We start from the raw sequence: 23681 nt of genomic DNA, 5'->3' as shown, positions 1-23681 counted from the left end.
ATGCCTCCAAACTACTTCCTTGTATTATAAATAGTCTAAAATAGTAGGTTGTATTAACTTAGTACCAACTTGTATAGATGCTTGATATACTAATTCTGCTGATTTTAACTGTATAAATGCTTCAACTTGATCCACATCTTGGTCTAGAGATAATACTCCCTTCATATTTAATATATTTTCCTCATTTAGTTCTTTTACTTTTTCTGCCGTACTTACTCTCACTCCTAAAGATGTTCTTTCATCTAAAGCGTGATTATATAAATTATCTATATTACTCTTAGTAGTTCCTAATAATTGCTCTTTTGCTGCACTCTTTTGAGTAGCATCACCCTTAGTTATTTCATTCATAAGATTAGATACATTATTAAGTTCTTCAAGAAAGTCCACTGGATTCCCATTACTGTCTACACCATTAAAAATTTCTCCAACTGATACATTATAATCTATATTTATACCATCAGATATATCGGCTCTTAAATCATTTGTATTTGAATTTGCATTAATTTTCAAAGTAACTATACCATCTTTTTCTTCCATTATTATAGGTGGCTCATCCACGTTAGTCCCACCAAACATATACTTACCAGCATAAGTCGTATTCATAACATCAGCTATTTCTTTAAGTTTTTCATTAGTCTCTGCCTTTATTGCTTCAAGCTCCTCATCTGAATATGTACCATTGCCAACTTTTAATATATCTTCTTTTATATCTCCAAGTACATTTCCTAAATGTTCTAAAGAGCCATCAGTTGTGTCCATCCACCCTACAGTCTCATCTATATTATAGTTATATTTTTCTGTATATTTTATTTCATTATTTAAGTTCATTATCCTTATAGCTTTATGTGGATCATCAGAAACTCTATTTATCATTTTACCAGAATTAATCTGCTCATTTATTTTATTCATTCTAGTTAAATTTTCTTGAGTATCATACATATGATTTCTTATCATTGAAGTATTTGTTATTCTCATATTTACCTCCTATCTCTTAAGTCCATTTATAACTACATCTAAGAGACTATCTATAGTAGATACCACCTTTGCACTGGCATTGTATGCATGTTGAAATTGTATTAAATTTACCATTTCTTCATCTAGAGATACTCCTGACGTATTTAGTCTTGTATTATCTATTTCTTTTATTATTTTACTTTGGTTACTTTCTTGTCTTATTATTTCTTGTGATTCATTACCTAGCTTTTGTATTATTTGGTTGTAGAATTTATCTATAGTAGTCGTTTCTCCTCCTATAGTTATTTTTTCATCTTTTAATTTATACATTGCTAAGGCTGTTTCTGTTGAAATCTCGAAATCTCTAGGTCTATCTGATAAATCTTTATTTACACTTAATATTGGATTTTTATCAGCATCAAATATAAATAAATCAGATGGTGTAGCACCTCCATCTGCAAGAACTTTATTAACACCTTCAGCTATACCCTTTGCTAATTCGGTTAAACTAGTTGTATATTCATTTATTTTGTCTATCATATCTAAAGAACCTTGTATTTCTCCTGACACATTGTCCAAGCCTTTAATATCATCTACAGTTAATGGTGTAAAATTACCGCCTGCATCATATGTACTATCTAAAAGCTGTTTAACATCATCGTTAGTTAAATTCAGCTTCATACTTAAATCATCTATAACCTTATCTCTCTCATCCATCAAGTCATTGGGCGTTTTTCCACTACCTTCAACTATTTTTATCTGTTTATCTAATTCTTTAAGTTGCTCAAGCATATCGTTTACTTCTTCAACATCTTCGTTAAGCTTTTTATTAGCCTGTTCTGACAGACTATCTAGCTTTTTCTTTATATTGCTAATATTATCTGCAAGATACTTAGTATTTTGAACCATAATATCCTTAGATCCTACATCAGTAGGATTCTTTGATAATTCTTGCCAACTAGAAAAAAAGTTAGCTATGGAAGCTGAGATTGATGTTTCTGAAGGCTCATTAAATATAGTCTCCATATTTGTATAGTACTCATATTTCGTACTTATTTCACCGTAATTATGAGATTCACTTCTATACTGATAATCATAAAAAGTATTTCTTATCCTAATAATATCAGTAGCCTCTACACCTGTCCCTAATTGACCTGCTCCAAGGCTACTATTAAAACCTGGATTACTATAAGCACTTTTTGCACTTTGTTCTACTCTTTGTCTAGTGTATCCAGGTGTATTCATATTGTTAATATTGTGTGATGTAGTCTGTATTGATGTTTGACTTACAGTCATTCCCGATTTAGCTGAGTGTAAACTCCCTAATAATCCAGCCATATATGTACCCCCATCTTATTTACCTACTTGTCCATAAGCGTTGTATGTGCCTATTCCTTTGTTTGGCTTTATGCAATTAATCATTTTTTTAGTAAAGAATAATCTTTGCTTTATAAGTATTTCATTTGCTTCTTTTTGTATTTCTATCATTTTTAAGGTAGTTTGTATTTCTTCATAAGCTTGCTTTACTTTTTCATCATTACTATCCTCAACAACTTCTTTCATACTAGCTTCACTACCCATAATATTTCTTCTTTTTATCTCTATTCTTGCTAAATTTTTAGCGGCTTCATCTAATTCTTTAGCAATCTTATCCATCTTAATAACATCTTTATCAATTATTAAGCTATATTGTTCATCTAAAAGAGTTAATAAGTTTTTAATAATATTTTTTTCTTCAAATATTATTACTTTTAACTGTGAATTCAATTGTTATCACCCTCCATCTTTTCTATTATTTTTTTTGCTAAAGCTTTTGAATCTACTGAATATGTTCCATTTTCAATTCGTTTTTTTATATCATTCACTTTATCCATATTTACATCTTCTTTATTTGTATTTACTTTATTCAAGTATTTTCCCAAATCTGATATTTGCACTGAATCTGATTTATTATTTTTATTATTTGTATTTTCAAATTCCATTTTTTTAGTCTTATAAACATTATCAATATTTGAAAATTTAATATTGTTAATCTTCATAGTGCACCTCCTTTTAATCACTAGATATCTTGATTTACAGTTTTAATCTGTGAAAGTCTAACTGCTAACTTATTATCTATAATAATACTTTCTCCACTTGCTATCATTTTTCCGTTAACATTTATGTCAAGTGTCTCTTCAACATGCTTGTCAAGCACTATTATATCTCCTACTTTATAGTTTACTATTTTTCCAATTTTCTCTTTTGCACTTCCCATGGAAATCGTTATGTCCATAAGCGCTCCAAATATTTGATTAGCACTATCAGTTGGTATTTTTTCACCTTCTACTAATTGTTCAAATTCTACTGAATAAATATTATTCATATTTCCTCCTTTATAAATACATATCGATTAAAAGTCCGTTTATCTCATCTATTTTTGTAGCCAAATCTATATTTTCTTTTTCCTCGTATAATAATTCTTTAGTAAGACTCTCTAATTTTTCATCTACAACTTTTACCGTTTTATAATAATTTCCATCCCAAAAACTTGAATTTTGATTTAAACTATATATGTAATCCACAACTGACTTTAAGTATGATTTAATTGCTTTTTTATAATTTATTACATCGCCATAACTTTGAGTTGCAACTACCTTTTCACCAATTGATTTTATTTCTTTTATATATAATTCTATTTCTTCTTTACTTTTAAATCTATTGGCCATATTAAAACTATCATTAAAACTACTTTTTTGTTTATTTCCTCTATTTTCTATAGTATTAATATTTCTATTTATACCCACCTGTTCTACTTTCATATTTATCCTCTATTTATAAATATTTTCAGTATTATCCTTTATAATACTTCATTACTTTTGGTACATAATTTTGAGTTTCCTTTGGCATTTTATATAAATCATTTATAGAATCAACCCCTCTACTAGCCATTCTACCTGGACCTCCATTATATGCCATCAATGCCATTTGTACATCTCCATTATACATATCTAAATATTCTTTTATATGTCTTGTTCCACCATCTATATTTTGTTCAATATTTAATGGATCTTTCACTCCTAAATCAGTACAATTGAAAGGCATTAACTGCATTAATCCTTTTGCTCCTGCACCAGATACAGCGTTAGGATCAAAATTTGATTCCACTTTGATTATGGATCTTATCAAATTCTCATCTACTCCATACTTTTTAGCAGCATTTCCTATTGCATTTTCAATTCTTTCATTTACATTTTTATCTTTATTAGTTGCTTCTATTTTATTTGAATTTTGACTACTATTTAATGTTTCTAATCCTAATATATTGTCAAGATCGTCCTTATTTAAGTTTATATTTATATTTATATTTTGAGAATTCGTAGTAGAAATTGCTTTTAATAAACTTATCATTACCATGTCAAAAGAATTGCTGCTAGACCCACAACTACATTTATTTAAACCAGTTAAAGAATTACTTAGCTGATATTTTAATAAGTCAATGCTATTAATCATATATTCTCCTCAATCTTTTTATTTTTATAATACGTACGATTCTATATTATCTTTATACAATAAATTGTTTTTTTATATTTTTTCTTTAAGATACAGCTATATATTTTCAAATAAAAATGAGCTATTTACTAATATATAGCTCATTTACAATTTAATATTTTCATTCAACTTGCATTTCTTTAATTAGGCCTTTTTTGTAAGCAATTATCAGCATCTTCAAATCATTTACTTCTTGTTGAATTTTCATTCCATCATAAGTATCTCTCACAAACATTCTATTTGCTCTATTTTCCACAATTATTGATGTAGACAATATATCTTTTTCATTAAATATAGAATCTTCTGCTGATGAAAAGGGCTCATGTGATACTAATTGCATCATTTGTGAATTATATATTAAAGTATATCCTGCTATTCCTGTTTTACCTTGGTAAGCTCTAGAGAAACCACCATCTATTGCTAAAATTCTGCCACCTGCTTTTAATGGACTTTCACCATTTTTACTCTTTACAGGTACATGACCATTTATTACGTGACCACTGTCAAAATCTAAATCAAATTCATCAAAAATCCTCTTTAAAATTTCATCTTCTTCTCTTAAAGTATAGTATGGATTTTTATTTTCTCTTTGGGCTTCTTTTTCATCTATAAAATATCTTTCATATGTGGCCATATCATCTTTTCCAAATAAGGATGAACATTTGCCTGTCCATAAGTACCACATCATATCTTTTCCATATTCTTTTTCTGGATGATTTTTATCAAAGAAATATCCTTTTCTAATATAAGATTCCATCTTGTCCATTAGTGCCTTACCTTTATACTCCTGATTGTCAATTTTCATAGACATAAAGTCTCCGTCATCACTTAAAGGTACACATCCATGAACTAACAAATTACCATTAGTCTTTAAATAAATACTTCCCTTTGAAAATAAAAAACCTACGTGTTTTTGAAGTTTGTCACTATTTTCAAAAGATATAGCCAGCTTCTCTATTACAATTTCTTCTCTTTGCGTTAATTTATAAGGATCTTTTGGGTCTATTGTTGGAAAATTAGTGTCTTTTAACTTATAAGTTTTACCCTTTAGTTTTATTGTTCCTTCTTCATAATCTACCTTGCTTAGTAATAATCTATGGTCCATTTCAAAGTCAGGTCTTCTTTTAATTATTTCAGCTTCTAATTTAAATTGGATTATACTAATTGCCTTATGCATTTTCGCTATTAGAGATTTCTCCGTTATGGATGTTTCATCATCACTCATCTTTGGCATAAATTCTCTGCATGGATCATCTTTGTATACTTCTAAGGCAAATGTTGCTAAAGGTAATATATTAATTCCATAAATATCTTCTACTATATCTAAATTGGCATATCTAGCAGATATTCTTATGGCATTGGCTACACATACTTTTTGTCCTGCTGCAGCTCCCATCCATAATATATCATGGTTTCCCCATTGTATATCCACATTATGATAATTCATTAAAGTATCCATAATAATATCAGGTCTTGGCCCTCTATCATAAATATCTCCAACTATATGCAATCTATCTATAACAAGTTTTTGTATCGCTTTAGAAACTTCTATTATAAATACTCTAGCTCTATCTATTTCAATAATATTGTCTACTATACTTTTGTAATACTCATCTTTATGAGGACTAGTTGAATCTGGGTGCAATAACTCCTCTATAATATATCTAAAATCTTTTGGAAGGAACTTTCTTACTTTTGATCTTGTATATTTACTAGAAGCATATCTTAAAAGTTCAATTAACCTATGAATACTTATTCTGTAGAAGTCTTCTATTTCTTTTTCATTTTCTTGTTTTTCAATTAAATCTAACTTTTGTTCTGGATAATATACAAGAGTAGCTAGCCTTCTACGCTCACTTTCTATCATGGAATTTCCAAATAACTCTTCTATTTTTCTTTTTATTACTCCTGATGCATTTTTTAATACATGTACAAAAGGTTCGTATTCTCCATGAATATCTGACAGAAAATGTTCTGTACCCTTAGGAAGATTTAATATCGCTTTTAAATTTATAATTTCAGCACTTGCTTTGGATATGCTTGAGTATTGTTTAGATAATAATTTCAAATATTTAAGTTGGCTATTTAAATAATCATCTGAAACTTCATATATTTCTTTCATATAAAATTCCTCCCTATTAAATTTCTTACTCTAAATTATTATAACATATATTTTTATATTAATTTTTCTTATAGTTGCTCTTTATATTTTATTTCAAATATCAATAATATATTTTTATACAAATAAAAAAGAATGAGCTATCTCATTCTTTTTTAGGGAAGGTTATATTGTTACTGAATCTTTTTCTCTTATCTATTTTATGTAAAACTCTTAGTTTTTTTAAAATTATATTTACATGATGAACATTCACCATTACATTCATCTACTTTATCAAGACATTCCATAAAAGATACTTTACTGTTATTGTAATGTCTTATAAGAGGTATATTTTTTTTCTTTGCTTGAGTTTCCACTACAGTTTTTAACTTGTGAGATACTGTGGAAGTAAACATTACAACTGCATTTGGACTTCCAAAATCCTTAAGAGCTTTTGATGACATATTTAATATTACTTTCGTTTTATATCCTTTTTCTTTTCCTAAATTAATATATTCTCTCTTCATTCTTTCATTTCCACCTACTACCAATAAAGTCATTTATCTTTCATCCTCCTTTAATTATTGATAATGATTATCATTAATGCTTATTATAAAGATATCATTTTATTTCCAACTTGTCAACAAATACAAATCATTTTCGCAAATTTTACATAAAATTCCAATTATAGATTGCCTTTTTTATAAGAATAATAAAACTATATAACTTTTAAGGAATGATTTTTATGATAGATAAATTATTAATAAAATATGCTTCACCTACTTTAGCTGGAGTAAAAACAGGTAGCTTATTCAAAATTTATAAAAATAATAAATTAAATCTAAATATTGAAGTTGGAAATTATAATCTTCTTTTAAATTCTTTAGATGTGTATTTAGATATTATTTATACTTGCGATAAATATGATTTAATTTATCTTTATAGATCAAAAATGCTTCTTAATGATTTAAAAAACAAAAATGTTATAGACTTTTTAAGTACTTATGGATATGAAAGTATTAATACAAAAGATTATATCTCACACTTGAAATATAGATTTGAACTTTTTCATAAAACACCTCATGAAGTTGGTGTTTTTCTAGGTTATCCTTTAAATGATGTAAAAGATTTTATTAAATATAAAGGAAATAATTTTAAAATTTGTGGTTGTTGGAAAGTTTACCACCATGTTGAACTTTGCAGTAATAAATTTGAAATTTTTAAAAAATATACTCAAATATTTACTTATCTTTATGATAATAATTATCCATTAGAAACATTAGTGCATGACGGAATAAAATTTTAATTATAATTCTTTACTTTATAGGAATGATATTAGGAATGAGAATATAATATATCCGCAACAAAAATAACAACTATATCATTTGATATAGTTGTCATTTTAATATATATTTAATCTTAATCATTCAATAAAATATTTAAAAACTTTTCTTTATTATTCAAAAATGATTTTGTTATTTGAAAATGATCCGTTTCTTCCACATTTACTTCTCTAATTTTGTTATCTTTAATTTCATATATTGTAGAATCTGGATAAGTCATAAGTATGGGTGAATGAGTACTTATAATAAATTGACAATTTGCTTTTACCAATTCATTTATTCTAGTAAGCATTGACATTTGTCTAGATGGAGACAGAGCTGCTTCTGGCTCATCAAGGATGTATATGCCATTTCTAGAAAACCTATTTAACATTACAGAAAAAAATGATTCTCCATGAGATTGATCATGAAGAGATGTTCCTCCATATGAATCAATGATCCTAGCCCCTGCTCCAATAGTACTATCTAGCTCATCTATATTAGTAGCTAAGTTATACATAGACTCCGCTCTTAAGAAAAATCCATCTTTTGGAATTTTTATTCCTTTTACTAAGGTAATATATTTATAAAGTATGGAATGACTATTTCTTGTAGAAAAATTAAAGTTCTTGGTACCACCTTCTGGGTTAAATCCATATGCTACAGCTATAGCTTCCAATAAGGTTGATTTTCCACTACCATTTTCTCCTACAATAAAAGTCACTTTTGGGTGCATTTTTAATTTTTCAAAATGCTTTATTATAGGCAAAGAAAAAGGATACTCATTAATATTTTCTATCTTTTCTTTATTGATTTTCACTTCTCTAATAAAAGTATTATAATTGATTTCTTCCATTTTACATTTGCCTTTCAATATATTAAAATCCTATTAATTCACTACTACTAACATACCCATTTTTAAGAGCATCTTCTCTAAGGTAAGCATATAATTCCGCATTTGTACTTTGCACATAAGGATTAACATAAAAAATACCAAGTATACCTATAGTAATACCTGATAATATCTCCCATCCTAAGAAAGATAAATCCAATACAAAAGTATCCCACTTATTACCCTTCATCATTCTTTTACTTATTTCAAAAGCCCTTTGTCTGCTTATATCTGGATTTTCACATAATATATATGGTATCATTCTATATTCATAAGATTTTATTATTCCCGGAATTATTAACAACAATGACCATAAAAATTGGAATAAACCTTTCATAAACATGGTAAATATTGTATTTTTAAGTTGACCACTTTTATAAATAAAAATTAAGCTATCTAAGGTCTTTTCTTCTTCTCTGATTCCCATAAAGAAATTATTTTTACCTATTTCTATTGGATAAACAATTAGTAACTTAATAATAAATGATATAATAAAAAGAAGTATAAATATACCTATAAACAATAAAAAGAACCCACTTGCAAAAATTCCCTCCACTATATTAAAAGGATCTGATATTTCTTGATCTAAATCTTCATCATTATAATATTCATCATTGCCATAATCGTAATCATCTATATAATTATAATCGTTATACATAAATGAATCGTAAGCATCACTTACTCTGCTACCAACTCCACTTCCTAAACCTCCACTTAATAATAAACATATAAAGCATACTAGCACTGCTTTCCAGTAAAACTTTTTAAATGTAACTTTTCCTCGTTCTTTCAGTTCACTTCTTATCCACATATTTTCTCCTCCTTTTACTATTAAGTATATTACATGTTAGTTTTTATTTGTATAATCTTACAATATTGTATTATTTAAAATTTATAAATTTACTTTTTAATAATTTTCAACAAAAATGGTGGATTAAAATAATCCACCATTTCTTTTATACTAATTAATTAAATTTTAAATTCATATTAGTCAGCTAATCTTTTGTAGCTATCTAATCTATCTTTAGCAGATTCTTCAGCCATTGTGAATAATTGTTCTGCTTCTTCTGGGAATTGTTTAGCTATAGCAGAATATCTTACTTGTTTCATTAAGAAATCTCTGAAGCTTTCTGTTGGCTCTTTAGAGTCAAGTGAGAATGGATTCTTACCTTCAGCTCTAAGAGTTGGGTTATGTCTGTATAAATGCCAGTATCCAGCTTTAACAGCTTGTTCTTCGTTAGCTACACTTCTTCCCATACCTTCTTTTAATCCATGAGATATACATGGAGCATAACATATGATTAGAGATGGACCATCATAAGCTTCTGCTTCTACAACTGCTTTAACAAATTGATTGTAATCAGCACCTATAGCAACTTGAGCAACGTATACATTTCCATAACTCATAGCCATCATACCAAGGTCTTTCTTTCTAGATCTCTTACCAGAAGCAGCAAATTTAGCCATAGCAGCAATTGGAGTAGATTTAGAAGATTGACCACCAGTATTTGAGTAAATTTCTGTATCGAATACAAGAACATTTACATTTTCTCCTGATGCAAGAACATGATCAAGTCCGCCGTATCCTATATCATAAGCCCAACCGTCTCCACCAAGTATCCATTGAGATCTCTTAGCTAAGTAATCTTGTCTTGATTTAACAGATTCGATTAATGCTTTAGTTTCTTCATCTTTTGGTTCAGCTTTATTTATTAATTCAACAACAGCTTTGCTTGCTACAACAGAAGCTTCACTGTTATCTTTAGCTTCTAACCAGTTATTAAATACTGTTCCACCTTCTTCACAGCAAGGATTAGCAGCAAGTATTTGTATATCTTCAATTAATTTAGCTCTTATTTGTTCAACAGCTAAATGCATACCTAATCCATACTCAGCATTATCCTCGAATAATGAGTTTGCCCAAGATGGACCTTTACCTTCGTGGTTGCAAGTATATGGAGTTGATGGAGCAGATCCTCCCCAAATAGAAGAACATCCAGTAGCATTAGATATCATCATTCTATCTCCAAATAATTGAGTTACTAGTTTGATGTATGCAGTTTCACCACATCCAGCACAAGCTCCTGAGAATTCCATTAATGGTTGTCTAAATTGAGAACCTTTAACAGAGTTTACGTTCATTACATCACCTTTTGGTGCAACTTTATCAGTATCAACTGCATAAGCCCAATTTTCAACTTCTACTTCTTGAGTATCAAGAGGTTTCATAACTAAAGCTTTTTCTTTAGCTGGACATACATCAGCACAGTTTCCACATCCTGTACAGTCCATTGGAGATACTTGTATTCTGTATTGTAATCCTTCAAGTCCTTTACCTGTAGCTTTCTTAGTTTTGAATGCCTCTGGAGCATTAGCTAATTCTTCTTCTGTTACAAGAACTGGTCTTATACAAGCATGAGGACATATGAATGAACATCTATTACATTGTATACAGTTTTCTGTAATCCATTCTGGGACATTTACAGCTATACCACGTTTTTCATAAGCTGCAGTACCACATGGGAATGTACCATCTTCATATCCTAAGAATGTACTTACTGGTAAATCATTACCTTTTTGTGCACTCATTGGTCTTAATATATCTTTTATGAAAGCAGGTTCTTCACAAGTTGTTGCTGCTTCATCATCAGTAGCATTTGCCCAAGAAGCTGGAACCTCTACTTTAACTAATGAGTTTATACCTGCATCAACAGCTTGGTAGTTCATGTTAACTATTTTTTCACCTTTTTTACCATAAGCCTTTACTATAGAATCCTTTAGATATTTAACAGCATCATCAACTGGTATTATATCAGCTAATTTAAAGAATGCAGATTGACATATCATGTTTATTCTATTTCCAAGACCTATTTCTTGACCTATTTTAACAGCATTTATTGTATAGAATTCTATTTCATTTTCTGCTATATATTTTTTCATTTCTGCAGGAAGATGAGCTTCTAAGCCTTCTTGATCCCATATAGTGTTAAGTACGAATGTACCACCTTTTCTAAGTCCTTTTAATAAATCATATTTAAATACATATGATTGGTTATGACAAGCAATGTAATCAGATTCATCTAAAAGATATGTAGATCTGATTGGAGTATCACCAAATCTTAAGTGAGACATTGTTATACCACCAGATTTTTTAGAATCATAGTCAAAGTATGCTTGAGCATATTTATCAGTGTGGTCACCTATTATTTTTATTGCTTGTTTATTAGCACCAACAGTACCATCTGATCCTAATCCCCAGAATTTACATCTAACTGTTCCTGGAGCTTTTATTTTAATTGGTTCTGCTTTTGGTAAAGATGTATTTGTTACATCATCTACTATACCTATAGTAAATCCATTTTTAGGTTCTTCTGTATTTAAGTTTTCAAATACTGCATGTAAATCAGTTGGAGTTGTATCTTTTGATCCAAGTCCGTATCTTCCACCTACTACTAATGGAGATATATCCGATTTAGCAAGTATATTTACTACGTCTAAGTATAATGGTTCACCTGGAGCACCTGGTTCTTTAGTTCTATCAAGAACACATACTCTTTCAACAGTACTCGGCATTGCTGCTAAGAAATGTTCAGCTGAGAATGGTCTGAATAAGTGAACTTTTATCATACCAAGTTTTTCACCTTTAGCATTTAAGAAATCTATAGTTTCTTCTAAAGCTTCTGTAACAGAACCCATAGCAACAACTACATGTTTAGCATCTTCTGCTCCATAGTAATCAAATAAGCTATGTTTTCTTCCTGTTATTTCGCTCATTCTTGCCATATTTTTTTCAACTATTCCTACTATATCATTATAGTATTTGTTTGAAATTTCTCTTGTTTGGAAGTATATATCAGGGTTTTGAGCTGTACCTCTAGTTACAGGGTGATTTGGAGATAATGCTTTATCTCTAAATGCTTGAACAGCATCTTTGTCTAATAATTGTTCATACTCTTCATTATCCATTAATTCAACTTTTTGAATTTCATGTGAAGTTCTAAATCCATCAAAGAAATGTAAGAATGGTAAAGAACCTTCTATTGCAGACATATGCGCAACTGGAGCTATATCAGCAACTTCTTGAACTGAACCAGAAGCAAGCATAACAACGCCTGTTTGTCTTGCAGCCATAACGTCTTGATGATCTCCAAATATTGATAACGCTTGAGATGCTAGTGCACGAGCAGTAACATGGAATACTCCTGGTAATAATTCACCAGCACATTTATACATATTTGGTATCATTAATAATAAGCCTTGAGAAGCAGTAAATGTTGAAGTTAAAGCTCCACCTTGTAATGAACCGTGGAATGCTCCAGCAGCTCCTGCTTCAGATTGCATTTCAACTACCTTTACTTTTTGTCCAAAGACGTTTTTTCTTCCTTGAGATGCCCATTCGTCAACTAATTCAGCCATAGTTGATGATGGTGTTATTGGATATATAGCAGCAACTTCTGTAAATGCATACGCAACATGAGCAGCAGCTGTATTTCCATCAACTGTTTTCATAAATTTAGCCATTTTATGTTTCCTCCTTAATTTTACCCTAAATGCTATACAATTTATATTTATATGTTTATAAAACTATTAATTGTATCAACTCTATAAGTACTAGTCTGTTTTATAAAACACTTTTTACATTTATTAACAATATTCTGCATAATAATCTAAAGTCCTTCATAATTCTGACAATTTTTAAAATTCAAAATAAAAAAATAATTTTTAACACAAAATTATTTTTTTAAAGTCACATTTAATACATTACCCATAAAATAACAAATTAAATCATATTATTTTTTATTGGTTAAAATTTCCTGATAACATACTTTTAGCTTTAATTATTGTCATATACCTTTAATGTTTTGTTAATAGATAAACTCTAGCTAATCGTTTTAGTATCCTATAGTATCTGTTTTTTCTCCAGTAGCTATAGATATAGAAGCACTCGCTCCTATTCTAGACGCTCCAGCATCTATAACTTTCATAGCGTCTTCTGTAGTTCTAACGCCTCCAGATGCTTTAACACCAACATTTGGTCCAACTACATCTCTCATTAATTTTATATCTTCAGGAGTTGATCCGCCAGTTCCAAATCCAGTTGATGTTTTAACATAATCTGTTCCAGCTTTAACTGATAACTCACATGCTATTTTCTTTTCCTCATCAGTTAAATAGCAAGTCTCTATTATTACTTTTACTAATGCTTCTTTATTAGCTGCATCTACTACTGCTTTGATATCTTTATAAACTAGATCATAGTTTTTGTCTTTTAATGCACCTATATTTATAACCATATCTACTTCATGAGCACCTTTTGCTATAGCATCTTTCGTCTCGAAAGCTTTTACTTCACTAGTATTTGCACCTAAAGGGAAGCCTATTACTGTACAAACTTTTACTTTACTTCCTTCTAATTCTTTCTTAGCAAGTTCTATATGTGTTGGGTTTATACAAACCGAAAAGAATCCATGTTCTTTAGCTTCTTTACAAACCTTTATAACATCTTCTTTGCTTGAAAAAGCTTTAAGTACTGTGTGATCAATCATATTAGCAATATTTTGTTTCATTATCATATAACTCCTTTATATATTATGTAATATTTCCTATATACATGGTAAATATGTATTATTCCATTACCATGTATTTTGCTGTTAATAAATATACTTTCATTATTATGTTAGCACATATAATTCCTTTTTTAAAGAAGAGTTTCCTTTATTTTCATAATTATATTTACATATAATTATTTTTTTCTTTAAAAAAGAAGGTATGTTTTTCACAATAAATGAAAATAAAGTATTTAGAGTAAAATGAAATCGTTTCGCTGTTTAATTATTTAATTTTTAAAAATATTTTACAGGTTAAATATAAAAATATTGAATTTAATTTTAACGACTATTCATTTTAATTAGTTTAAACAATTTTATATCTAAATATTTTATAAAAATAAAATTTTATTTTTATTAATAAAAAAAAGATATGTATAAAAATACATACCTTTTTCATTATTTAATATTTGATAATTATTTCACTAATTCTACTAATTCTCCGTTTTTAACTCCTGCAGCATTTCCTTCTTCTAAGTCAACGTGCATTTCTAATGCGAAAGAAGCATTAGCTCTAACTAATACGTTGTTGAATAAAAGTGCTCTTTCTCCTTGAGTTTGAACTGAAACTATATCTTTATCTTTAACTCCGAATTTTTCAGCATCTTCTAAGCTCATATGTATATGTCTAGAAGCTACAATAACTCCTCTTCCTAATTCAACTTCACCTTTTGGTCCTACTAATTTACATCCTGGAGTTCCTTCAACATCTCCTGATTGTCTAACTGGAACAGCTAAACCTAATCCTCTAGCATCTGCTAAAGATACTTCTACTTGAGATTCTGGTCTTGTTGGTCCTAAAACTCTCATTTTAGTTGATCCTTTTAGTCCTACTACTTCTACCATTTCTTCACAAGCGTATTGTCCTGGTTGAGATAAATCCTTTTTATGAGTTAATTCATATCCTGCTCCGAATAAAGTTTCAACATCAGCTTGGCTTAAATGTATATGTTTATTTGATAATGCTATTGGTAATTTCATGAAATATAACCTCCCAAAAATTTTCTTGTATATAATTATTTCTAATTATTATCTGCAATTCAATTATACATAAATTCCTACGTAAAATCAAACCATATTGATTATTTTGATAAATTCTTCAACAAATCGAAGTAACCTGGAAAAGAAATATCAATACATTTGTCACTATCTAAAATAATTTCATTATTACTAATTAAATTTGCAATGGAAAATGACATGGCTATTCTGTGATCATTAAACGTTTGTATTTTACCACCTTGTAAAGAAGTTTTTCCTTTTATTATCATTCCATCTTCTAACTCAATAGCTTTAGCTCCTATTAAGTTTAGATTGTTCACAACAGATTTTATTCTATTACTTTCTTTTACTTTTAATTCTGATGCATCTTTTATAATAGTATCTCCTTCTGCTCTAGTTGCTAAAACTGCAATTATGGGAATTTCGTCTATTAATGTTGGAATTAATTCTTTATCTATGGTAGTTCCTATTAAATGAGGACTGTATTTAACTAAAATATTTCCAACTTTTTCACCACATATTTCCTCTTCATATACTACTTCAATATTTCCATTCATTCTTTTTATCACTTCTATAATTCCCACTCTTGTATCATTTAAACCTACATTTCTTATTAATACTTCTGAGTTTTCACTTATTAAAGCTCCTACCATTATAAACGCCGCCGAAGATATGTCTCCTGGTACATAAATATCTTTATTAAATAATTCTTCCACAGGATTTATTTTTATATTTAAGTCATTTACTTCAATATCTGCTCCAAAAGATTTAAGCATTATTTCTGTGTGATTTCTACTTCTCACTTTTTCATGAATAAAACTTGTATTATCTCCATATAAACTTGCTAAAATTAATGATGATTTTACTTGAGCTGAAGATACAGGCATATGATAATTTATATGAGTTAAATTTCCACCTTCTATAGTTATAGGTGTTAAGTTTGCATCCTCTTTTCCACTTATAATAGCTCCCATTTGTCTTAGTGGATCTGTAACTCTTTTCATAGGTCTTTTTCCTATGGACTCATCTCCAACAATTGTAGTTTTAAAATTTTGACCTGCAAGAATTCCCATCATAAGCCTTATTGTTGTACCTGAATTTCCCACATCTAAAAGTAGATTATCTTCTAATGATTTTAATCCTCTTAGACCTTTTCCACTTACATACACTTCATTATTATTTATTTCAATATCTACACCCATTTTTCTAAAGCACTTTACAGTAGATAAACAATCTTGTCCCATAAGGAAGTTGCTTATTTTATTTTTTCCTTTTGAAATAGAAGAAAACATAATTGCCCTGTGTGATATGGATTTGTCTCCAATTAACTCAAAACTGCCCTTAAGCATTATTGCACTCCTTTATAACTTTTAAAATAAGTTCTTCTTCTATATTGTCAAATACTTCAACCTTTCCTTTACTTACTGGAAGTACAAGGTTTATTTTAAAGAAGCTATTTTTCTTATCATTTTTCATTATATTAAATACTTCATCAACATTTTCATATTCAAAAGTAGTAGGTAAATTAAATTTTTCACATACATTTATAAATTGATTGTAGTATTCTTTATTTATTAGATCTTTTTCAAGAGATAATTTAAATGCCATGTTCATTCCAATAGAAACAGCTTTTCCATGACTTATATGACATAATTTTTCTATTCCATGTCCAAAAGTATGTCCAAGGTTTAATATTTTTCTAAGACTTCCTTCTTTTTCATCCTTATCTACCACATTTCCTTTAACTTGTGCACAAGTTTTCACCATTTTTAATAAGGTTGAAGTTTTTCTATCTAAAATATCTTCGTGATTTTCTAGCAAGAAATTTAAAAAGTCCATTTTTTCTTCACAAACATTACCTTCTATAAAAGCATATTTTATTACTTCACCCATTCCACTTAAATAGTCTTCTTCTGGTAAAGTTTTTAATGCTTCCACATTTATATATGTAATCTTAGGCTGGTGAAAAGCTCCAATTATGTTTTTACTATTACCTAAGTTTATTCCTGTTTTTCCTCCTATGGAAGAATCTACTTGAGATAGTAAGGTAGTTGGTATTTGTACCACATCTATTCCTCTCATATATGTGGCTGCCACAAAACCGCCTAAGTCTCCAACTACTCCTCCTCCTAAAGCTATTACTAAAGATTTTCTACTTAAATTTACTTTTATACAATAATTCATTATTCTTTCGTAATCTTCTAGGGATTTTGAATCTTCACCAGGGTTTACTATATATTCATAAACGTACTTTCCCTTTAAGTGTTTCATCATTTCATCTAGTTGAGTATTGTATGTATTGTAATCACACATTACAAAATAAGCATCATAAATTTTATTTAATTCTTCTACTGACTCCACATTACAGGCTTCACATAGACTTTTTTGAAAATTTCTATATCCCTCATCAACGTATATTTTGCAAGTATTATTGATTATTTTTTCCATCCTCTATCACCTAACCTTTTTATATAAGAATTGTAATTACTTTTTAAATCTTCTAAAGAGTCGCCTCCTATTTTATCTAAGAAAAATTTACAAATCACAAAAGCCACAACATTTTCACATACCACGGAACAAGCAGGCACTGCACATGAATCTGAGCGTTCAACACTGGCTTTATATTTTTCCAATGTATTTATATTTATAGTATCTAGAGGTTTATATAAAGTTGGTATAGGCTTCATTGCACATCTTATGATTATTTCATCTCCTGTTGTCATTCCACCTTCTATTCCACCTAAATTATTGCTATTTCTTATTATTCCCTCTTCTTCATTATAGAAGATTTCATCCATAACTTTTGAACCCACAAGGCTAGATGCTTCAAAGCCCAGTCCTATTTCCACACCTTTTATTGCTTGTGTTCCCATCAAATGCATGGCTAAATGTGCATCTATTTTTTTATCAAAATGAGTATAAGAGCCAAGGCCTGGTATTAAGTTTTTTACTCTAACTTCTATTATTCCACCTAAAGTATCTCCTTCTTTTTTACACTCATCTATTTTATTTTTTATTTTTTCTTCTAAAGCTTGGTTTACACATCTTATTTCACTATTATCCACATTATCTTTAATATAATTAAATTCATAAATTTTGTCATCTTTTATTTGTCCAATTTGTACCACATGAGATACAAACTCTATGTTAAAATTTTTAAGAAATTGTTTACAAATAGCTCCTACTGCAACCCTTGATGCAGTTTCTCTTGCTGAAGATCTTTCTAATACATTTCTAGCATCATGAAAATCATATTTTAAACAACCTACTAAATCAGCATGTCCTGGTCTTACATTTTCCACTATTTTTTCTTGTTCATTTATCTCTTCCATAGGGGACATATATTTTATCCAGTTTTCAAAATCCTTATTTTTTATTTCAAAAGAAAGAGGAGCTCCAATAGTTTTCTTTCCTCTAACGCCTCCTATTATATTAATTTTGTCTTTTTCTATTTTCATTCTACCACCACGGCCATATCCTCCTTGGCGTTTCCTTAATTCTTCATTTATTTCTTCTATATTAAGTTCTATATTCGATGGTATCCCATCAACAATAGTTATTAAGCTTTGTCCGTGAGATTCTCCACTTGTTAAATATCTAAGCATATACTTCTCCTTATCTTTTTTACTTATTTTATTAGTTTATCAAAATAAATCAAAAAAAGACATATTACTTTTACATAAAAAAGACTAGCTATTATTCATAATTTATAGCTAGTCTTTTTATATTAATAACTTTACTAATACAAATTTTCGTTTATTTCTTTTATATAATTTATCACCGCTTCATTTAACGCTTCTTGAAATACCTTATTTTCACTAAATTGTACTTCATCACTATTACTCATATAAACATTTGAAATTAATTTAGTATTTATACATTTAAAGAATAAATCCATTACAAGCTGTCCACCTAAAAATTGATTTTCATATTCAGGTTGACCTCCTACAGCTATAAACATTCCTCTACGTTCTTTTTTTACATCAATAGAAGGTTTTTTTAGTACATATTTACTTGAGTAAAATACTTGAGTTCTATCTACTAATGTTTTTACCTTTGTAGAAATACTTTGGAAAAACATAGGACTTACTACAATAGTTCCAATAGATTTATCAAAAGCTTCATATAGTGGGGTCATGTCATCTTTTATAATACATTTTCCAGTTCTTTCGCAGTATCCACAAGCTGTACAATAGTCTATGTTCATTTTATAAATATTTAATACTTCATAGTTAAGTTTGTTTTCTTCTAACTTTTTAGTTATGCTTTCAATTATTTTACTACAGTTTTTACTTCTTCTTGGACTACCGTTAATAATTAAAATTTTACCTTGTTTATCCATAATTCCTCCTAAATATTTTTTAACATTAGAATTAAAATATCATCATCAAAATTATCATTTCCAGTAAACTTTTCTGTTTCTTTTTTAAGATTTTCTACAATTTTATTTTTATTATTTTTATAGTTGTTTTTTACAAAGCACTTAAGTCTATCTAGTCCAAATTCTTCTTTGTCATGATTCTTAATTTCTAAAGTCCCATCTGTGAACATAAATACCATAGGATAGTTTTCTATGCTAAATGTATTACTATGATACTCACCATCAGGCAATACTCCTATAGGAATTCCTTTTTTACAGTTAAGACTTTCCACAACTTCATCATTTTCATCAATAATTATAGGACTGTAATGTCCTGCATTAGAAACAGATAGTATATTCCTTTGCGTATCAAATACATTTATTAAAGCTGTAGCAAATACACCCATTTTATCAAACTCATCATATAGTATTTTATTTAAATGAGTTGCTATCTCCCCAGGTGTCTTGTATTGATAACATAATGTTTTGAAAGCTCCTTTAATCATAGCAACCATATAGTTTGCCACAATACCATGGCCCATAACATCTGCAATAATAAAAGCTACTCTTTTATCATCAATTTTGTGTGCATAGTAAAAATCTCCACCTACAACTGTTGCTGGCTTGTGATAAAATTCCAACTCTTTCTCATTGTTACATTCCATCTTACTATCATTCATTATAAGCTTTTGTTGCTTATTAAGAATATTTAATTCTTTGGCAATTAACTTATGCTTTATGTTTTTTTCACTATAATCATAAAGTTGCATAGCAACTGTGACCTGTTTTGATAATATACTTAATATATTTAAATCATCATCTTCGTATTTTTTTCCATCAATACATAAAATTACACCTATAGACTGGGATTCATTAGATAATTTATAAAAGATATACGTATCCACATTTAAATTTATTTCTTTTGCTTTTTGTCTATCATTTACATATTTACCTTGAACATTTTTTGATAAAAGCAAATTAACTATGTCTTCCATACTGGAATCTTTTTCATCCAGCTTGCAATAAGACCTAAATATTTTAGTTTTCCAATTATTCTTATCTATTAATATAACTGCATCTCGACTTTTTGTAGTTTTCTTTGCTATATCACTTAAATGTACTAAGAATTCGTCTATATTTTTATTTTGATATAGTTTTCTCGTAGCTTCACTTATTAATTCTAAAGAACTTCTAAGTTTATCTATTACAAAATTTTTTTGACTATTTTTTTCTGTTATTTCTATAGACAAAGCAATTAAAGATGCAATAGAAGAAACAAAATCTATATCCTCACTTTTTAAAATATCCTCTTCATCTAAGAAACAAGTCATAAATCCTACTACTTTTTTATTATATATTAAAGGAAATACAATTCTTCCTGTATATTTCTCATGCTTTGCTAAATCTCTTTCCTTTATAGCTCTTTCATCATCAAAGACGTTTTGTATATAAATTATTTTCTTAAATTCTACTGCATCATGAATATAATCAGGATAATCTTCATAAAAATCAAACTTTACACCTTTAGCGTCATCAGGTTTAAAAGTTTCTCTTATGTATTCTAAGCTATTTGAACATACTAAGTAAGCATTCTTATAATCATTATTATAGAATAAGTTGACACAAGCTTTTCTAGGAAAAACCACTTCAAGCATTTTTTCTACTATTTTGTCCTTTATATCAAAAAAATTAGTAGACTCTGTAACTAAGGAAGATATCTCTACTAAATTTTTCATTTTCATATTAATATTGGTCATAAGCATACACCCTTCCCTCATATAAGATTTCCTTTTTTCTAAAATTAATTGTAACATAATATTATTTATTTATATAGATAAATCACCTTATTCTTAATATAATCTAAATCTTCATGATTTCATTCTTCTTCACATAGTAGGTCTAAAAATCTATTTACACACAAAAAAAGGGGTATATTCATTTTCCATGTATACCCAAAATTAAAATAATTGTTTTTTCATAATCTCTATTCACAGATTTATTTATAAAGTTGTCATTATATTTTTTATTGTCTAAATCCTTCGTATATATTTCTAATCGTATATATAAAAACAATTACAAAACTTATACCTATAAAATAATTAAATCCTGTAAGTAAACTTATAATTAGAAGAGTAACTAATAAGTTAATTCCTCTCTTACCATTTTCATTTATTAAGTTATTTGTAGATATTTCTATATTATTTTTTACACTTTCAATTGCTTCCTTTACTTGCTTTTCATAACTAACTTTATAAACTAAATAAGTTACCTCTACTAATAATACTCCTACTCCAAGAAGCATCTTAACATTAAAAGATAAATAAAGTATGAACAGTGCTAAAATTATTTTTAATCCTTTAAATAAATAACTGTCTATTTTTAATGTAATATTTCTAAATTCTTTACATCCTTTTCTAAGTTCATAATCTTTATTTGGCATATTACTCATTTTAGTTTTTACCACTTCTGAGTAAAATAATTTAATTATACTATTTATCATAACTTCACTTCCTTGTTACTTCATATTTTGTTTTTATTATTGGTAAAATTTTGAATTTGTATACTTTGAAACTTAAATAATAATTTGTCTGCAAGTCTTATGATAATATACTTATAAATAAAAAAGCCCTAAAAGGGCTTTTTTATTGTAAGTATTAAGTTTTGTCAATATTATGTTATTCTTGTATAAAAGTTTCGCAAGATGCATCATTTGCATTAATTCTAACGTCATCTGCTGTACAATATTTATTTTCATTATATTTGCAATTACGAGCTTCACATTTAATATTTTGTGGATTTGTATATCCACCATCTGCACTATTAGTAAATCCACCGTTTGCTTCATCAACAAAAGTGCTACAGCCTGTTTCACTAGTTGTAACTGCTTCACGTCCTGCAACATTTATTGCTCCTGCTCTACATTCATGGCTTTCATTATGAACGCAGTTAGTAGCATTACATTTTAAATTTCCATTTTCCATAAATTACACCTCCTAAAGTTATCTACTTTATTATGTGCAAATTTAAAAATATAATTATATCTTCTTTAATAGAATTTACTTTACATTCCAATGAAATATTTTAATCTAAGTCTTTATATATCTTAATTTTCTGACAGAAAGTATGCAAATTCCAAATTTGGCAACAATAAAATATAAGAACTTATTATAAAAATAGGAGTGATCCCTTATGGAGATAAGAGAATTAGACTTAGAAACACGTAATAAGATTTATAGTCACACCAAAAGCATTTTGAGAAAATACCAAAAGGGAATAGTTACTGGTAAATTAACTGCCGATAAGTTTGCACAAAACATTTTATGCGATGATTATATAAATCATCTATTAAGCGAAGATCTATTAAACGAAGAAGATTTTAAGTCTTCTTATATAGAATACATAAATACTCTTATTGACATGCAAAATGAAAACTTAGCAACTTGTCGCAAAAGAAAAAAAGAAAAGAAAAAAGTCTCACCACCTAATATTTCTCAAAATCTAAAACTTAAAAATCTTTTACATGATGAAGGCTATGATTTAGTCATTCCCCTACAATATTTAAATGGTAATGATATGGATAATATAATTCAATATATTGAAACAGGGAATATAGAGTTAGGAAATGAACGAATTTATAATTACATACGAAAAACTAGTCCTAGTTAAAAAAAAGCACTACTAATCATGTTTTTAGTAGTGCTTTTAAAATTATAACTTTTATTTATCCCATAGCTTTTTCTAGCTTCGATAAATGTTGAATTGGATAATATCTTAATAATTCTCTAAACTGTTCTACACTTAATCCTTGTGTAGTAGTATATATTCTTATTTTTCCATCCACATCTGAATCAATAAAAGCTTGTTTAATTTTATCAAAATCTACTGCTGCCATAATAACACTCCTTATGTATTTAATATT

The 23681-nt window shown here is 28.2% G+C and carries 24 protein-coding genes; 2 read left to right on the top strand and 22 right to left on the bottom strand.

The window, feature by feature from the left end:
• Positions 1-24 precede the first annotated feature (24 nt).
• The 9 genes from TVTCOM_RS05490 to TVTCOM_RS05450 form a co-directional block, all read right to left on the bottom strand.
• On the bottom strand, positions 25-975 hold the full coding sequence (locus TVTCOM_RS05490; protein ID WP_434798843.1) for a flagellar hook-associated protein FlgL: 951 nt from the start codon (positions 973-975) through the stop codon (positions 25-27).
• Positions 976-984: 9 nt separating this feature from the next.
• Entirely contained in the window at positions 985-2292 is a 1308-nt protein-coding gene (gene flgK, locus TVTCOM_RS05485) for a flagellar hook-associated protein FlgK (protein WP_434798842.1), read from the bottom strand.
• A gap of 15 nt (positions 2293-2307) precedes the next feature.
• Complete coding sequence (locus TVTCOM_RS05480) at positions 2308-2721, bottom strand: flagellar protein FlgN (RefSeq protein ID WP_434798841.1); 414 nt, start codon at positions 2719-2721, stop codon at positions 2308-2310.
• Positions 2718-2993 carry a flagellar biosynthesis anti-sigma factor FlgM gene (flgM, locus tag TVTCOM_RS05475; protein ID WP_434798840.1) on the bottom strand — a complete coding sequence of 92 codons (276 nt, stop codon included), beginning with the start codon at positions 2991-2993 and terminating at the stop codon, positions 2718-2720. The genes TVTCOM_RS05480 and flgM overlap by 4 nt, the downstream gene beginning before the upstream one ends.
• Before the next feature lie 20 nt (positions 2994-3013).
• Positions 3014-3319 carry a FliM/FliN family flagellar motor switch protein gene (locus tag TVTCOM_RS05470; protein ID WP_434798839.1) on the bottom strand — a complete coding sequence of 102 codons (306 nt, stop codon included), beginning with the start codon at positions 3317-3319 and terminating at the stop codon, positions 3014-3016.
• A gap of 10 nt (positions 3320-3329) precedes the next feature.
• A complete protein-coding gene (locus tag TVTCOM_RS05465; RefSeq protein WP_434798838.1) occupies positions 3330-3755 on the bottom strand; it encodes a YaaR family protein in 426 nt (141 codons plus the stop codon).
• 31 nt (positions 3756-3786) lie between these two features.
• Complete coding sequence (locus TVTCOM_RS05460) at positions 3787-4446, bottom strand: lytic transglycosylase domain-containing protein (protein WP_434798837.1); 660 nt, start codon at positions 4444-4446, stop codon at positions 3787-3789.
• 160 nt (positions 4447-4606) lie between these two features.
• Positions 4607-6607 carry a fructose-1,6-bisphosphatase gene (locus tag TVTCOM_RS05455; protein ID WP_434798836.1) on the bottom strand — a complete coding sequence of 667 codons (2001 nt, stop codon included), beginning with the start codon at positions 6605-6607 and terminating at the stop codon, positions 4607-4609.
• Positions 6608-6804: 197 nt separating this feature from the next.
• Positions 6805-7143: a DUF2325 domain-containing protein gene (locus TVTCOM_RS05450; protein ID WP_434798835.1), complete on the bottom strand. Its 339-nt coding sequence runs from the start codon at positions 7141-7143 to the stop codon at positions 6805-6807.
• Positions 7144-7328: 185 nt separating this feature from the next.
• On the opposite strand from TVTCOM_RS05450, the gene TVTCOM_RS05445 reads away from it, so the two are divergent.
• Entirely contained in the window at positions 7329-7889 is a 561-nt protein-coding gene (locus TVTCOM_RS05445; RefSeq protein WP_434798834.1) for a DUF3793 family protein, read from the top strand.
• 113 nt (positions 7890-8002) lie between these two features.
• Here TVTCOM_RS05445 and TVTCOM_RS05440 read toward each other — a convergent pair whose 3' ends face one another.
• The 12 genes from TVTCOM_RS05440 to TVTCOM_RS05385 form a co-directional block, all read right to left on the bottom strand.
• Positions 8003-8779, bottom strand: coding sequence for an AAA family ATPase (locus TVTCOM_RS05440; RefSeq protein ID WP_434798833.1), 777 nt, complete (start codon positions 8777-8779; stop codon positions 8003-8005).
• Positions 8780-8783: 4 nt separating this feature from the next.
• The gene (locus TVTCOM_RS05435) at positions 8784-9608 is read right to left on the bottom strand and encodes a DUF975 family protein (RefSeq protein ID WP_434798832.1); all 825 of its coding nucleotides are present in this window, start codon (positions 9606-9608) and stop codon (positions 8784-8786) included.
• Between the two features lie 176 nt (positions 9609-9784).
• On the bottom strand, positions 9785-13318 hold the full coding sequence (gene nifJ / locus TVTCOM_RS05430; protein WP_434798831.1) for a pyruvate:ferredoxin (flavodoxin) oxidoreductase: 3534 nt from the start codon (positions 13316-13318) through the stop codon (positions 9785-9787).
• 371 nt (positions 13319-13689) lie between these two features.
• The gene (gene deoC, locus TVTCOM_RS05425; protein WP_434798830.1) at positions 13690-14364 is read right to left on the bottom strand and encodes a deoxyribose-phosphate aldolase; all 675 of its coding nucleotides are present in this window, start codon (positions 14362-14364) and stop codon (positions 13690-13692) included.
• A 456-nt stretch (positions 14365-14820) separates the two neighbouring features.
• Positions 14821-15384, bottom strand: a complete 564-nt coding sequence (locus tag TVTCOM_RS05420; RefSeq protein WP_434798829.1) for a phosphate propanoyltransferase — start codon at positions 15382-15384, stop codon at positions 14821-14823.
• 101 nt (positions 15385-15485) lie between these two features.
• Complete coding sequence (gene aroA / locus TVTCOM_RS05415; protein WP_434798828.1) at positions 15486-16751, bottom strand: 3-phosphoshikimate 1-carboxyvinyltransferase; 1266 nt, start codon at positions 16749-16751, stop codon at positions 15486-15488.
• Complete coding sequence (gene aroB, locus TVTCOM_RS05410; RefSeq protein WP_434798827.1) at positions 16744-17850, bottom strand: 3-dehydroquinate synthase; 1107 nt, start codon at positions 17848-17850, stop codon at positions 16744-16746. Before aroB ends, aroA begins: the two co-directional genes overlap by 8 nt.
• Positions 17838-19007 (bottom strand): chorismate synthase, encoded by a 1170-nt coding sequence (aroC, locus tag TVTCOM_RS05405; RefSeq protein ID WP_434798826.1) that lies wholly within the window; start codon positions 19005-19007, stop codon positions 17838-17840. Before aroC ends, aroB begins: the two co-directional genes overlap by 13 nt.
• A 134-nt stretch (positions 19008-19141) precedes the next feature.
• A complete protein-coding gene (locus TVTCOM_RS05400; RefSeq protein WP_434798825.1) occupies positions 19142-19744 on the bottom strand; it encodes a flavodoxin family protein in 603 nt (200 codons plus the stop codon).
• A gap of 8 nt (positions 19745-19752) precedes the next feature.
• Entirely contained in the window at positions 19753-21519 is a 1767-nt protein-coding gene (locus TVTCOM_RS05395) for a GAF domain-containing SpoIIE family protein phosphatase (protein WP_434798824.1), read from the bottom strand.
• A 266-nt stretch (positions 21520-21785) separates the two neighbouring features.
• The gene (locus TVTCOM_RS05390) at positions 21786-22262 is read right to left on the bottom strand and encodes a hypothetical protein (RefSeq protein WP_434798823.1); all 477 of its coding nucleotides are present in this window, start codon (positions 22260-22262) and stop codon (positions 21786-21788) included.
• Between the two features lie 175 nt (positions 22263-22437).
• Positions 22438-22743: a DUF1540 domain-containing protein gene (locus TVTCOM_RS05385; protein ID WP_434798822.1), complete on the bottom strand. Its 306-nt coding sequence runs from the start codon at positions 22741-22743 to the stop codon at positions 22438-22440.
• Between the two features lie 208 nt (positions 22744-22951).
• Between TVTCOM_RS05385 and TVTCOM_RS05380 the strand changes: the two genes are divergently transcribed.
• Positions 22952-23428 (top strand): hypothetical protein, encoded by a 477-nt coding sequence (locus TVTCOM_RS05380; RefSeq protein WP_434798821.1) that lies wholly within the window; start codon positions 22952-22954, stop codon positions 23426-23428.
• 55 nt (positions 23429-23483) lie between these two features.
• Here the strand turns inward: TVTCOM_RS05380 and TVTCOM_RS05375 are convergent, their stop codons facing one another.
• Positions 23484-23654, bottom strand: a complete 171-nt coding sequence (locus TVTCOM_RS05375) for a hypothetical protein (protein WP_434798820.1) — start codon at positions 23652-23654, stop codon at positions 23484-23486.
• Between the last annotated feature and the right edge of the window lie 27 nt (positions 23655-23681).

The organism is Terrisporobacter vanillatitrophus, from assembly GCF_051148895.1.
In the GTDB taxonomy this organism is placed as follows: domain Bacteria; phylum Bacillota; class Clostridia; order Peptostreptococcales; family Peptostreptococcaceae; genus Terrisporobacter; species Terrisporobacter vanillatitrophus.
The sequence above is the reverse complement of the archived record's forward strand: the minus strand, read 5'-3'. Positions and strand labels throughout refer to the sequence as shown.